The 12,721-nt window shown below is 58.0% G+C and carries 17 protein-coding genes; 7 read left to right on the forward strand and 10 right to left on the reverse strand.

The genetic code is table 11. The features are described 5' to 3' along the window. Positions 1-95: 95 nt before the first annotated feature. The gene (locus E3W21_RS04860) at positions 96-1,415 is read right to left on the reverse strand and encodes an Nramp family divalent metal transporter (protein ID WP_134418644.1); all 1,320 of its coding nucleotides are present in this window, start codon (positions 1,413-1,415) and stop codon (positions 96-98) included. Positions 1,416-1,688: 273 nt separating this feature from the next. Between E3W21_RS04860 and E3W21_RS04870 the strand changes: the two genes are divergently transcribed. From E3W21_RS04870 to E3W21_RS04885, 4 genes are all read left to right on the forward strand, one after another. Beyond that, entirely contained in the window at positions 1,689-2,483 is a 795-nt protein-coding gene (locus E3W21_RS04870; RefSeq protein WP_134418646.1) for a hypothetical protein, read from the forward strand. Between the two features lie 58 nt (positions 2,484-2,541). Next, positions 2,542-3,453 carry a DMT family transporter gene (locus E3W21_RS04875; protein WP_134418647.1) on the forward strand — a complete coding sequence of 304 codons (912 nt, stop codon included), beginning with the start codon at positions 2,542-2,544 and terminating at the stop codon, positions 3,451-3,453. Positions 3,454-3,538: 85 nt separating this feature from the next. Further along, positions 3,539-4,213 carry a glutathione S-transferase family protein gene (locus E3W21_RS04880; RefSeq protein ID WP_046049595.1) on the forward strand — a complete coding sequence of 225 codons (675 nt, stop codon included), beginning with the start codon at positions 3,539-3,541 and terminating at the stop codon, positions 4,211-4,213. A gap of 28 nt (positions 4,214-4,241) precedes the next feature. After that, positions 4,242-4,568, forward strand: coding sequence for a putative quinol monooxygenase (locus E3W21_RS04885; RefSeq protein ID WP_134418648.1), 327 nt, complete (start codon positions 4,242-4,244; stop codon positions 4,566-4,568). Here E3W21_RS04885 and E3W21_RS04890 read toward each other — a convergent pair. Beyond that, complete coding sequence (locus E3W21_RS04890) at positions 4,537-4,746, reverse strand: hypothetical protein (RefSeq protein WP_256661516.1); 210 nt, start codon at positions 4,744-4,746, stop codon at positions 4,537-4,539. The two genes, E3W21_RS04885 and E3W21_RS04890, sit on opposite strands and share 32 nt — an antisense overlap. 157 nt (positions 4,747-4,903) lie before the next feature. Between E3W21_RS04890 and E3W21_RS04895 the strand changes: the two genes are divergently transcribed. Then, entirely contained in the window at positions 4,904-5,095 is a 192-nt protein-coding gene (locus tag E3W21_RS04895) for a hypothetical protein (protein WP_134418649.1), read from the forward strand. Between the two features lie 77 nt (positions 5,096-5,172). On the opposite strand, the gene E3W21_RS04900 is transcribed toward E3W21_RS04895, so the two are convergent. The 5 genes from E3W21_RS04900 to E3W21_RS04920 all read right to left on the reverse strand — a co-directional run bounded on the left by E3W21_RS04900 (position 5,173) and on the right by E3W21_RS04920 (position 8,075). Continuing rightward, the gene (locus tag E3W21_RS04900; RefSeq protein ID WP_134418650.1) at positions 5,173-5,541 is read right to left on the reverse strand and encodes a DUF6124 family protein; all 369 of its coding nucleotides are present in this window, start codon (positions 5,539-5,541) and stop codon (positions 5,173-5,175) included. A 567-nt stretch (positions 5,542-6,108) separates the two neighbouring features. After that, entirely contained in the window at positions 6,109-6,543 is a 435-nt protein-coding gene (locus tag E3W21_RS04905; RefSeq protein WP_134418651.1) for a DUF6678 family protein, read from the reverse strand. Positions 6,544-6,674: 131 nt separating this feature from the next. Next, entirely contained in the window at positions 6,675-6,944 is a 270-nt protein-coding gene (locus tag E3W21_RS04910; protein ID WP_134418652.1) for a hypothetical protein, read from the reverse strand. A 137-nt stretch (positions 6,945-7,081) separates the two neighbouring features. Beyond that, entirely contained in the window at positions 7,082-7,627 is a 546-nt protein-coding gene (locus tag E3W21_RS04915) for a hypothetical protein (RefSeq protein ID WP_134418653.1), read from the reverse strand. 190 nt (positions 7,628-7,817) lie between these two features. Beyond that, the gene (locus E3W21_RS04920; protein ID WP_256661518.1) at positions 7,818-8,075 is read right to left on the reverse strand and encodes a phage tail sheath subtilisin-like domain-containing protein; all 258 of its coding nucleotides are present in this window, start codon (positions 8,073-8,075) and stop codon (positions 7,818-7,820) included. Positions 8,076-8,174: 99 nt separating this feature from the next. Between E3W21_RS04920 and E3W21_RS04925 the strand changes: the two genes are divergently transcribed. After that, positions 8,175-8,762: a hypothetical protein gene (locus E3W21_RS04925; RefSeq protein ID WP_134418654.1), complete on the forward strand. Its 588-nt coding sequence runs from the start codon at positions 8,175-8,177 to the stop codon at positions 8,760-8,762. Positions 8,763-8,765: 3 nt separating this feature from the next. Here E3W21_RS04925 and E3W21_RS04930 read toward each other — a convergent pair whose 3' ends face one another. The 3 genes from E3W21_RS04930 to E3W21_RS04940 form a co-directional block, all read right to left on the reverse strand. Then, the gene (locus tag E3W21_RS04930) at positions 8,766-9,482 is read right to left on the reverse strand and encodes an alpha/beta hydrolase (protein WP_134418655.1); all 717 of its coding nucleotides are present in this window, start codon (positions 9,480-9,482) and stop codon (positions 8,766-8,768) included. A gap of 219 nt (positions 9,483-9,701) precedes the next feature. Next, positions 9,702-10,814, reverse strand: coding sequence for a succinylglutamate desuccinylase/aspartoacylase family protein (locus E3W21_RS04935; RefSeq protein ID WP_134418656.1), 1,113 nt, complete (start codon positions 10,812-10,814; stop codon positions 9,702-9,704). 216 nt (positions 10,815-11,030) lie between these two features. Beyond that, a complete protein-coding gene (locus E3W21_RS04940; protein ID WP_134418657.1) occupies positions 11,031-11,810 on the reverse strand; it encodes an ABC transporter substrate-binding protein in 780 nt (259 codons plus the stop codon). Positions 11,811-12,058: 248 nt separating this feature from the next. Here E3W21_RS04940 and E3W21_RS04945 point away from each other — a divergent pair, with 248 nt between their 5' ends. Further along, positions 12,059-12,691: a type 1 glutamine amidotransferase gene (locus tag E3W21_RS04945; RefSeq protein WP_134418658.1), complete on the forward strand. Its 633-nt coding sequence runs from the start codon at positions 12,059-12,061 to the stop codon at positions 12,689-12,691. The last annotated feature ends 30 nt before the right edge of the window (positions 12,692-12,721 follow it).

Consider the following 12,721-nt stretch of genomic DNA (forward strand, 5'->3'; position numbering starts at 1 on the left):
ATTTTCTGCGCACACAAATTCTGTGAATGACCGAGATTAAATGTGGGAGCGGGCTTGCTCGCGAAGAGGCTCGGCCAGGCAACACAGCTTCCGGCTCAGACTACGAACTGCAAGATCAACCAGCTATTCGCCCCGCTGATCACCACAAACAAACCCCACGCCAGCACCCGCGTCGGCCATCGATTCACCAAAGGCCCCATCAATTTGTGATCGTTGGTCATGCGAATCAGCGGATACAACGCAAACGGCAATTGCAGACTCAACACCACCTGACTCAACACCAGCAGCTTACCGATCGCATTGTCGCCCATCATCCAGACGCCAATGAACGCCGGGATCAGCGCCAGCCCGCGCGTGAGCAATCGCCGTTGCCAGCAAGGAATCCGCAAGTTCAGGAAACCCTCCATGATCACTTGCCCGGCGATGGTCCCGGTGAAGGTCGAGCTCTGACCCGAAGCCAGCAACGCGACGCCAAACAACACACTGGCCAGCGCCCCGCCCACCAATGGGTCGAGCAGGTGATAAGCGTCCTGGATGTCCACAACGTCGGTATGCCCGGTCTTGTGGAACGCCGCCGCGGCGAGGATCAGGATGGCCGCGTTGACCAGCAACGCCAGGGCCAGGGAGCCGATGGTGTCGATGCGCGCCAGTTTCACCGCGTCCTGCTTGCTGGCCAGGTCCTTGCCGATCCTCCGGGTCTGCACGATGGAGGTGTGCAGGTACAAGTTATGCGGCATCACCGTGGCCCCGAGAATACCGATGGCCAGGTACAGCGGCGCGGCATCACCGATGGCTGACAGTGACGGCGAGAACCCACGGGCGACGTCCGGCCAGTAGGGTTTGATCAACAGCAATTCAACGAAGAAACACACGCCGATGGTGCCCACCAACACCAGCATGATCGCTTCGAGTCGGCGGAATCCACGGTTTTGCAGGGCCAGCACCAGCAGTGTGTCGAATGCCGTGAGCGCGATACCGAAGGTCAGCGAACAGCCCAGCAGCAAATGAAACGCCAGGGCGCAGCCGAGCACTTCGGCCAGGTCAGTGGCGATGATCGAGATTTCCGCCAACACCCACTGGGTCCGTGCGGTCCGCGTGCTGTAGCGCTCCCGGGACAACTGCGCCAGATCACGCCCGGTGGCAATGCCCAGGCGCGAACACAAACACTGCACCACCATCCCCGCCAGGCTCGCCAGCAGCACCACGAACAACAAGCTGTAACCAAACCGCGAGCCGGCCTCGATGGCCGTCGCCCAGTTGCCCGGGTCCATGTAGCCGATGGAAACCAGCAAGCCAGGACCGGCAAAGCGCAGCATCCGGTTGAAGAACGAGGCGCGGGGATCGACGGCAACGCTGCCGGCCACTTCCGGAGGACAGAACGGCGCCGTGGCGGTTTTGGGCAAACTGAATTTCACACAAACATCCAGAAACAGGTTGGAGGGGGCAGCTTAGACGTTTCATCTCTTCTGGTGTACACGCAAATCCCTGTAGGAGCTGCCGCAGGCTGCGATCTTTTGATCTTTAGCATTTTCAGCATCGCCGAAGATCAAGATCAAAAGATCGCAGCCTGCGGCAGCTCCTACAGGACCGTGTTGTCGCAGGGTTGTATACAAAATACGAGTAGCTATAAAGCAATCACTCACCCGCAATGCTAACGTGGCCGCCTCACTCAGGTCGGAGGTGCGGGCGTGCTGTTACTCAAACTGCTGGTCATCCCAGGGTTTCTCTTGCTGATTTCCCTGGCCGGTAAACGCTGGGGACCGAGTGTCGCCGGTTGGCTGTCGGGGTTGCCGGTGGTGGTCGGGCCGATTCTGTTCTTTCTCGCCATCGAACAAGGCCAGGTGTTCGCCGCTCAATCGGCGACGGCAGCGCTATCGGCGATGTTCGCCATGATTGCCTTTTGCGTGACCTACGCTCAGGTTGCACAACGCGCGAAGTGGCCGTGGGCGCTGGTGATTTCGCTGTTGGTCTGGGCCACGGCGGCCGTTGTGCTGTCGTTGATTCCCCCGTCCCTGATGTTCTCGGTGATCGCCGCCGCGACCGCGCTGCTGGCGGCGCCGTATCTGTTTCCCTCGGTACAGCCGATCGTTTCAGGCCCGGCGCCGAAGTCCGACAAATTGCTGTTGCGCATGATTGCCGGCGCCCTGCTCACCCTCGCTGTCACGTTGCTGGCCAGCACCGTTGGTGAACGCTGGAGCGGCCTGCTCGCCGTGTTCCCGGTGCTGGGCAGCGTGATGGCGGTGTTCTCCCAGCAAACCCGCGGGCCAGCCTTTACCGCCGCGTTGTTGCGGGCCACCGCGACCGGGATGTATTCGTTCGCCGCGTTTTGCCTGGTGTTGGCCCTGGCCCTGCCAGGCATGGGTTTGAGCGCGTTCGCCCTGGGCGTCGCGGTGTCAGTGGGTATGCTCGGGGTGACCAAGCGCTTGTTGGCCAAGCCGGTGAGCCCGACGGCGGACGCTGGACGTACGGCGATCAAACGCTAAGCTGCTTGATGTCATCGGGCCAGGATGGTCGCCCGCTCATCGCGCTGAAGGAACAGACATGACTCAGCTCCGAAACAGCCACCGCGCGACGGCCGTCGGCGTGATTGCGATTGTGCTCTGGTCCTCCCTGGCATTGCTGACCACCCTCACCGAAGGCATTCCACCGTTTGAACTGCTGACGCTGGGTTTTGGCGCGGTGTTCGCGGCGAGCCTGGTGATTCTGGGCCGACGCGGGATCGCCGGGTTCACCAGTTGGCGCCAGCCCTGGGCTGTATGGGCGACCGGGTTCGTCGGAATTTTCGTTTATCACGCGCTGTACTTTTTCGCACTCAAAGCCGCCCCGGCGGCTGAAGCCAGTTTGATCAACTACCTTTGGCCGCTGTTGCTGGTATTGCTGTCGGCGTTCTCGGCCGGAGAAAAGCTGCACAAGCGGCAATTACTCGGCGCACTGCTGGGCCTGGCCGGCACGGCCTTCATCATGCAGCAGCGTGCCCCGAATGCTGATGCCGCGATGCCCATCGCCGGTTATCTCGCGGCGTTTGGCTGTGCGCTGATCTGGTCGGTTTACTCGGTGATCAACCGTCGGTTCAGCGAAGTACCGAGCAGCATCATTGGTGGGATTTGCGGGTTGGTCGCCGTGGCCGGACTGGTCTGTCACCTGGCCTTCGAAACCACGGTACAGCCCGACGTCAGCCAATGGACCGCGATTGTCGTCCTCGGGCTAGGACCAGTAGGACTGGCGTTTTTTGCCTGGGACCACGCCACCAAACACGGCAGTCTGGCAACGCTGGGAGCGCTTTCCTACCTGGCGCCGCTGATTTCCACGTTGTTGCTGATCACCGTGGGGCGCAGCCATGCCAGCCCGATTTTGATCGTCCCCGCGCTGCTGATTATCGCCGGTGCCGTCATCGCCACGTCGCGATCAACCGCCAAAGTGCCAATAACTCGTTCGATAGTTTCGAACGAGTAAAGCAAAAAGCTCGCACGTCATTCGAACGGGTTTACTTCAACATCATCCTCAGTTCAAAACCAACCACTGACTGAGGGCCTACACCATGAAGTTCTTTTTCCACCCTTCGCCCAACCCGATGAAAGTCGCCCTGCTGCTTGAAGAACTGCAAACGCCCTACGAATTGATCGGCGTCGATACCTTCAAAGGCGAGCAACACCTGCCGGCCTTTTTGGCAATCAACCCGAACGCCAAGGTGCCAGCCCTGGTCGATGGCGACGCGACTGTCTTCGACTCCCAGGCGATCCTGCTGCACCTGGCGCAAAAACATCAGCGCTTCCTGCCGACCTCCGTGGCCGGGCAAGCCGAGCTACTGTCCTGGCTGATGTTCATCGCGACGGGCCTGTCGCCATTTTCCGGCCAGGCGGTGCATTTCCTGCACCACGCACCGGAGGACCTGGCGTATGCGAAAAACCGCTACCTCAAGGAAGTCGAACGCCACTACCGCGTGCTCGATCAGCGTCTGGCCGACCATCAGTACCTGGCCGGCGACACTTACAGCATCGCCGACATGGCACTCTGGGGTTGGGCCAATTACGCGCCGTACATCCTCGGCGAGAACGGTCTGGCCGCGTACCCGAACGTCAAGCGCCTGTTCGATGAAATCAGCGCCCGTCCGGCCGCCCAGCGGGCCCACGGTCTTAAAGAGAAACTGGTGCTGAAGGCTGAATTCGACGAAGAAACCCGTCGCAACCTGTTTCCGCAGAACCAGGCGCAGTAACCCATTCACAGCATTCGAAGGTGATGAAATGAGTGATCAAGTCGCGTTTATCGTTTACCTGCCGGCCAAACCGGAACGTTTCGCCGAAATGAAAGAACGGCTGCTGGACGTGGTGCACCAGATGTCGGCCGAACCGGACTTCGTCAACACCTGGGTCCACCAACTCCAGGACGACCCGAACACCTTGGTGCTTTACGAAACCTGGAACTGCAGCAAGAACGACTTCATTACGCGTCACCTGAGCAAGCCGTATCGACAAGCGTATGAACAACTGCTCCCGCAGTTGCTGGTCAGCGAACGTCGCATTGAGTTTCTGGATGTGATCAAGAGCTATCCGGTGCGACGTGGGGTCTGAGAGGACGTTCCAGCGTGACCACGAGCATGTCCTCCATCGCACCTTCGTCTTTTTTGTCCACGGCCTGAGCGGCGCTGATGTCTTTGCGTTTGAGGCGTTTGATGGGCAGCGTCGAGATCAGCTCGCCGCTGGCAATGTTGAAGGGGAATTTGAGGGTGAAGCTGAATGCGTCGGCCACCGTGGGTGCTCCCGGTGGGGTAGCTCTTTGAGAGCCCTGATGATGTGGCTTGGCGCAGACGCTGACTTTTAATCGGGTTTAAGGAGAGGATTTCGCGGCGCAATCGAGGATCGTTATCGGGCAGTAATCACTCCATAGAAAGGACAAGGTTTTGTAGATGGAAGACGAAGTCACAATCGAGCATGAAGATACGAAGTACGCCGCCCCCTACCTGGTGTCGGGCGATACGTTGACGGTGTTTTTACCAAATGGAGAGCAGCGGTCAACAGAGCTGCGTGGCCTGAGCGCTGAGAGCGCCGCGCGCCATCATCTGCGGTTCTACGTCGGTGGCATTACCAAAAAACAATAAGGAAGCTTGTCGCGGTCGCGACCTTTGAATGCTGCTAAACAGCGAGGGCGCAAGCGCCCTCGCTACCGGCCTGGCGACTACCCAGGCTTGTGGTTGTCCAGTACGCGATTGACCGCTAACTCACCCAACATGATGACCCGTTGCAGTACCAGCATCGTTTGGCGTCGTGGGCCGTCCGTCAAGTCGACGAGGTCGTTGACCATGGCGCTGGCTGATGCCAACGATTCGCAGGCCTCGACGAGCAACGTTTCGTCATCCACCGCTGCGTCGATGGTGAAAATGGTGCTGGGCCTGTGGGGCGGTATCTGCGTTTTCGTCGCCCCGGGGTTGAGGTAGAAGCTGAGTGCGCGGTCGGCCGCCTCTTTCATTTTCTTGGGGTCAAGATCAATAAAGGCGTCGTAGGGTACCGGACCGGTATTCGGGGGGTTAGGCGTTACTTTGAACATAAATGAAGCTCCAACTTGCAATATTGAGGAGCCATCACCCTCGCTACCAAACGAAGGGTGGCGGCCATGGTAGACCGGTCGAAGTTGGGAAAACCCGGCGCTCACAATGGAGCCCCACGCATGACCACCATAAAAGCAAAGTCCCGAAAAGAGACTGCATAAGGTGTTGCCATGCAACTTCGTAGCGGGCTACCAAACCCGATCACTGTTTTGCAGTGACCAGCAAACGATATAGCCCGCCCCACAGCCGCACAAGCCAGCGGATTCTGGCGCACGCGTAGGTAACGACGCAAGGCGTTGTAGCCGTTAGGACGTAACAGCGGGTGTCTTTAAACGCGAACCTTGATACGTGTTTATGCGCATCAAAAGTCGAGAATTTCTTCGCCCGTTTTTTGGCTGGGTGATTGCTCATACTTGCCCACCCGTTTGCATTCGACTTGACCAGTCATTGCATCGGATTTGACCGGCACGCTTTGTGGACATAACCGGCAGAGAACGACCCAAAGCGGCCTTCCAGCATCCAGGTCAGATATTGTAATTACTGGGGAGACAGCAGATCTCAGCCTGTCATACAGGCGGAAAGTCTTCATACGATTTTGGGAAGTATCCCCAAATTCTCAGAACGTCGGCGCGCACGTCAAACTCGAATCCAATTTGTGCAACCACCTTCGATATTTCGTCTGTATGGTCAATGGTTGTACGTGCAAGCAGCCGTCCTTTTGAGGAGACTGCTTCCGACAAGCCAATGTCGAACCATTCGACGGACGCAAATGGAAACGGCAAATGGTAAAACCACTCGACATCCCACTCTGAGACATATCCTGTGACGCACTTGGATCGGTAGGACGGACGCCACCCCTGAAGCTCGCGGAAATGATTGATCAGCTCATCCCACTTGGTATTGTTCGATGCGCTTGCCAAGTTTCTCGCAGCCACGGCAGCATGGATTTTCTTCCGTGTTGCATCATCGTGGCCCGCGCCGGCCCTCGGTAGTTCGCTCATATTCAGTCCTATCGATTTTTTGGTGTTCAAGAATGAATGATCGCTTCTGGCCGTTCTCTGCTAGTCGAGTGAGACAGAAAGCGACCCAATATAGATAGTCCGTGTCGAACGCAACAAACCGTCGGGATCAATTACGCCCCGGATTGCAAGCGCTCTATAGCTTCGAGAAGCTGGCCGTCGAAGTACTCGGTTCCATCTCGTTCCTGTTCTTCCATGCGGCGCTTTGCCTCGATGAGCAGGTGTTTGGCCGCGATGTTCTGATTCAAAAAAGTAGCGACCATAAGGTCATTCAAACTCTCTAGAGGTGTGTCCCATGCCTCCCTGCAACGCTGCATTAACCCTGTATGGTCATCCCCATTCCATGGACCTAAAAGATTCGAGACTGTCAGGTTGGAGGTCATGAACCTGCCTTTGAGAGAAATTGAAGGGCTGGTAATTTCTCACGCTCGGGAGTAGATAAATAGCGAAATTGAAGGACCGCTTCTGGCCGACTACTGCCCGTCGCTGCTGCGCAACCCATTGAACGCAGGGATTGATTCTATTGATTGATGATTGCTGCCGAACCAAGCACTTGAAGTTGTGCGGATTCAGATGTGGCGGTCGTGAGGGTAAACAACATTTTTCGTGTCGCGCTTGGAACTGACCATTCGTAGGAAAGAGTTTGAATTTGCCCATTTGCGGGAGATTGTGTTTGCTCGTTTTTTACCAGTGTTGAGATAAATGGAGAGGGTGGATTTGCGACCATTCCAGTGAACAGCTTTATAGCGGTCTCAGTACTTGCCCTGCGGGCATGCACGGCGCAAAAATTCTTGCCGCTAGGAAGCGCGAGCACAAACGTTCCGTACTTGTCTGGAACAGACCAAGCGTCGCCAGGATTACCTGCCAGGATCAGTGCCGCCTTTTCGGGAGGAAGGCTTGGGATTGGCCTCAGCTTTTCTCGGAGTGCTTCCAGATTTGGAAGGTTCTTCATGCAAAGCGATGCGTAAATTTGGGCGAATGAGTTGGCTTGGTCGTCACCTTCGCTGGCAAGGCAAGCATTCGTACCTAGAGTGATCATGAGTAAGGTGGCGAAAAATCTGGACATGAAAATCCTCCCTGGAGATATCACGATCAAGCTAAGCAGGATTTCAAAAAGTTGCCATCCGAATAATTTGCCTCCGTAAACATGCAGGGAACAAAGGTTCGAGATTCAAATTAAAGAGTCCGCTTTTGGCCGATCTCTGCCGGTGGCGACCGACAGGAGTCGACCCAATACCAGCGAGCACCGGCAAGAATCAGAGATCAGTGCGGCGCACGTTTTCGAAGTTGCGCATGTGGGTGACGCTGGGCCAGGCCGCGGTGCGGTTGCCCCATAAGCGCAGGCCGGTGCCGTAGGAGTTGAAGACGGTGGTGAGGCCGTTTTCGTTGAGCAGGTTGACCTCGCTGGTGGCGTCGTCGATGCGTGCGGTGAGTGGCCGTTCCAGGCCGATGACGCCCAGCAGTGGTTGGTTGGAGCTGGTCCAAAAGTAGCCATAGGTAATTGCGCTGGCCAAAGGAACATGACCGTCCGTTAGACCGCGCTGGAATGCGCCGCAACCTCCATGGGATGATCGCCCCCCACCGCGAGATCGACCATCCCCTGGAGTTTCTGAATGTCATTGTTGAGTAAAAAAGCCGTTGTCCTGTTGTTGACAGCGGTTGCCAGTCTGGGAGCGCTGAATGCGCAGGCCGCCAAGGCCACTGCCAGCGATACCGCGCCCGCACAGAAAGTCTCGATGCTCGGCGGCAAGTTCACGTTCACCCTGCCCAAAGGTTTCATCGCCAACCCGCTGCCTGCCGGCGACGCGGCCACCGGCACCGCCGGGGCAACGGGCACCATGTACACCAATCAGGCGACTAAAACCGTTGTGATCGCGGCTGAAAACACCATTCCCGGCGGCCTCAACGTCAAAGACAACGACGGTCAATTCCTCGACTCCGCGGCGTCTGACTTCGCCACCGAACAAGCCACGGCGCTGCCGGACTTCACCAAACTCAGTGAAAAAAGCCTGACCCAGAAAGGCACCGGCCTGGGGCTGCGGCAGATCGACAGTACCGCCACCCAGGGCGGCGGCAAAACCCTCGACACCACAGTGATGGCCGCGTCCAACACGCGCATGGCGATCGTTCAGGTGATTTCCCGCCTCAGCGACAATGCTGGCCACGAGACGCTGGTCAAACAGATCGTCACTGGCAAGTAAGCATCAGGGATTGAGACGCTGCAACCAGGCGCTCAAGTCCTGCATCTCGTTGGCACTGATGCTGTGACCGACGCCAGGGTAGGCATGAAATTCAGGCTTGAGTGACAGGCTCTGCAACAGGCTGTCGGCGTCCGTGCCGTCAATGTACGGAAGGCGTTTGTCCGCAGTGCCATGACCGATGAAAATCGCCAGCTTCTGGCGCTTTTCATCCGGTTTCAGTTCGGACTGGAGCACCGGCAAAATCCGTCCGCTCAACACCGCGATCCCGCCCACCGCCTCGGGATGACGCAGGGCCACCTCATAGGACATGATCGCGCCCTGGCTGAAACCCACCAGGAATACCTTGTTCGGTTCGGTGTGATATTTCTTCGCCGCCTGTGCGACGAAATCCTGCAGCACCTGGCCGCTGGACTTCAGATCATCGGTCTCACCGTTGTAGGCAGCGTTACCCTTCTCGCGAAACCACTTGTAACTGTCCTCCTCCATCACCATCGGTGCGCGTACCGACAGGTAGTTGTATGACGCGGGCAATTCATCCTTGATGTCGAACAGGTCCTCCTCGTTACTGCCAAAACCGTGGAGGAAAATCACCAGGGGCTGATTACGCGATTCGGGGTTGGCCTGCTCCAGGTACTTGAGCGGCAGATCGGTTTGCAGCGGGGTTTGAGCGTGGACGGCGGTGGACGCCAGGAGTGTCAGCAGAGCGAGAAACTTCAACATAAACCTTCCTTCACAGAGCGCAGGATTCGGGGCAGAGCCTAACACTGTGAATCGGGATGTCGATGATCGGCTGGACATCATCGCCGCTTCATAGGGCCGCTTCGCGAGCAAGCCCGCTCCCACATTGAATCATCTGTGTACACAAATTTCGTATCCGACTGAGATGAAATGTGGGAGCGTGCTTGCTCGCGAAGGCGGCCTCGAAAACGACTAAGATCCTCAGTCGTTAATCAACTTCCCGACCCGAATCGGCTCGCGCCCCGCGACCTTCGCCTGCCAGGTGCCCGGCTGCGTATAACGCCCGCGATCGATGGCAAACAACACGCCACTGGTCCCGGCGCAAACGGTCGTGACCCGGTCATTCAGCGGATCGACCACTTCAAACAGCGCATCCCCCTTCTCCACCCATTCACCCGAATCGCGCAGGAAACTGACGACCCCGTGATGCGGTGCGAACAGGTATTGAGTGCCTTCGAACGGCATGCCTTCACAGCATTCGCTCGGGGCCGCAGGCCAAGTGCCTTTGATGAAACCCTGCTCGGCGAGGAATCCGAGAATCGCCTCGCAATTGGCTTGAGCCTGATCGACTCGCGTATCACCCATGCTGCCAAGCTCCAGCGTCGTCGCCAGGTTGGCCGGCGGGATCGCGGCCTCAGGGAAAGCCCTTGCCAGACGCAACCACGGCGTTGAACACGACTCATCGAATGAGCTGCCGCCGGATTCTTCACAGAGCAACGCCACCCCAGCCTTCAAACGCGCTGCCAGGGATTGCCACTGCGGCCAGTGTTGCGGCAAGGCATACAGATGAATCGCCGCGTCGAAATCACAATGCAGGTCGAGGGTGATGTCGGCATCGCAGGCGTGGCGCAGCAGCAAGCGGTGCATGGCTTCAAGCTGCGAGGCCGGTGCCGGCAAGCCGTCGAGTACCTGGCCCATGGTCTGGCGAATCAGCGCAATGTTGGCAGCCGCATCACTGCCCAACCGATCGCCGATCAATTCGGCCACCGGTGCGCTGAGTTCGACGAAGGAGCGGTTGAAGTTCTTGCCGCTGCCCAGCTCGAAGCGGCCCATGTGGCTGCCTTGCAGGTGTTGATCGAGGCCGATGGGATTGGCCACCGGGACCAGTTCGATCACGCCCTGCAACTGGCCCTGGGTGTCGAGTTCGGCCAGACGCTTCTTCAGTTCCCACGCCGTGCGCATGCCCGGCAGTTCATCGGCGTGCAGGCTGGCCTGGATGTAGACCTTGCGAGTACCCGCGCCATAACGAAACACGCTGAGGGTGCGTTCGGTGCCCAGGTGGCTCCAGGGCAGTGGATGATCGATGCGTTGCATGGGGTGCTCCTGTAGCTATCGGTGCTCAGGATCGCTGAGCGTAGGAGCTGCCGAAGGCTGCGATCTTTAGATCTTGATCTTTAGCGGCAGTGAAACTGCAGAAAATCAAAAGATCGCAGCCTCCGGCAGCTCCTACATGGGATGTATGTCGCAGGATAAATCACATAAAAAAAGTGGCAACCGCGTCAACGGGTGCCACTTTTTTGAACGGCGTGATTACTGGCCGTAAACGTCAAAGTTGAAGTACTTGTCTTGCACTTGCTTGTACTTGCCGTTGGCGCGGATTTCGGTGATGGCGGTGTTGAATTTCTCTGCCAGGGCGGTATCGCCCTTGCGCACAGCAATACCAGCGCCGCCGCCGAAGTACTTGGCGTCTTCGTAGGTCGGGCCGACGAAAGCGAAGCCTTTACCGGCGTCGGTTTTCAGGAAACCGTCGTCCAGGTTGACCGAGTCGGCCAGCATCGCGTCGAGACGACCGGCGACCATGTCCAGGTTGGCTTCCTGCTGGGAGCCGTAGCGAACCAGATTGATACCGGCCGGCACCAGCACTTCAGTGGCGAAGCGGTCGTGGGTACTGGCGCGCAGCACACCGACTTTCTTGCCTTTGAGTTCGGTCAGCGGGTCCTTGATGTCGGTGCCTTCCTTCATCACGAAGCGCGCCGGGGTGTGGTAGTACTTGATAGTGAAGTCGACGTTCTTTTTGCGATCGTCGGTGATGGTCATGGACGACAGGATCGCGTCGATTTTCTTGACCTTCAGCGCCGGGATCAGGCCGTCGAACTCTTGCTCGACCCAGGTGCACTTCACTTTCATCTGCTCGCACAGCGCGTCGCCGATGTCCACGTCGAAGCCGGTGAGTTTGCCATCAGGGGTTTTCATCGAGAATGGCGGGTAACCGGCTTCGATACCGAGGCGGATCGGCTTGGCGTCTTCGGCCACAGCCGTCAGGGACAACATCGACAGTGCCAGGGCACCGAACATCACTAGCTTCTTCATTTATAACTCCTGTATGCGAAGGCTTTTATTGGCAGCTTTCGGTAGCTGCTTCCGATTGGAGAGCACCGAAGTGGCCGGCAGTCTAGAGCGGCTCCAGGAGGGCAAATTGTGTTTAAGCGACAAATACTTATAGAAAAGTGGCCGACAGATTCAAGTCCCTTGAAGCGTGCGCCAAGCCGGTGCAAAGACTGTAGGACAAGCCCTTTTTTCAGACAAAACCTACAAGCAAAAACTACAAGAGAGCCCTTATGCCTACGTTGAACCTGATCCAACACCACCCCGCCGAAGGTCCCGGCGCCATTGCCACGTGGGCTGCGTCCCGAGGTTTGACCCTGAACGTCTTTCGCGCCGACCTCGGCCAGTTGCCGCCCGTCAGTGCGGCACCCGTGATCCTGTTGGGCGGGCCTTATGAATCCAACGGCGGGCCGGCCTGGCTGGAAGCCGAACGTCAGTGGTTGGCGGGCAGTCTGGATCAAGGCGCGGCGGTGTTTGCGATTTGCCTGGGGGCGCAGTTGCTGGCGCTGAGCCTGGGCGGGAATGTGCGGAGGATGGATCGAACAGAAACCGGTTGGACTCGCGTGACGTTCGTCGATGGTCAGCCTCTGAACGTGCTGGAATGGCACGAAGACGCCATCGACCTGCCGCCAGACGCGCAGTTACTGGCCAGCAGTGATCAGTGCGAGCAGCAGATGTATTGCGTCGGGCCGATGCGGGTGGGTTTGCAGTTTCATCCGGAGTGGACGGCTGAATCCGTGGCAACGCTCAATGAACACTTTGCCGACGAGTCACCGCTGCCCCGGGGTCAACAGGACAGCGCCGCCTACGCAACCGTGTTCGAGTGGTTGCAGGCGACGCTGGATGGGTGGTGGGCATCCGTTTAGAAGCAATATCAACAGATCGCAGCCTCGTTT

It is taken from the genome of Pseudomonas sp. F01002 (genome assembly GCF_004402115.1).
GTDB lineage: Bacteria > Pseudomonadota > Gammaproteobacteria > Pseudomonadales > Pseudomonadaceae > Aquipseudomonas > Aquipseudomonas frigoris.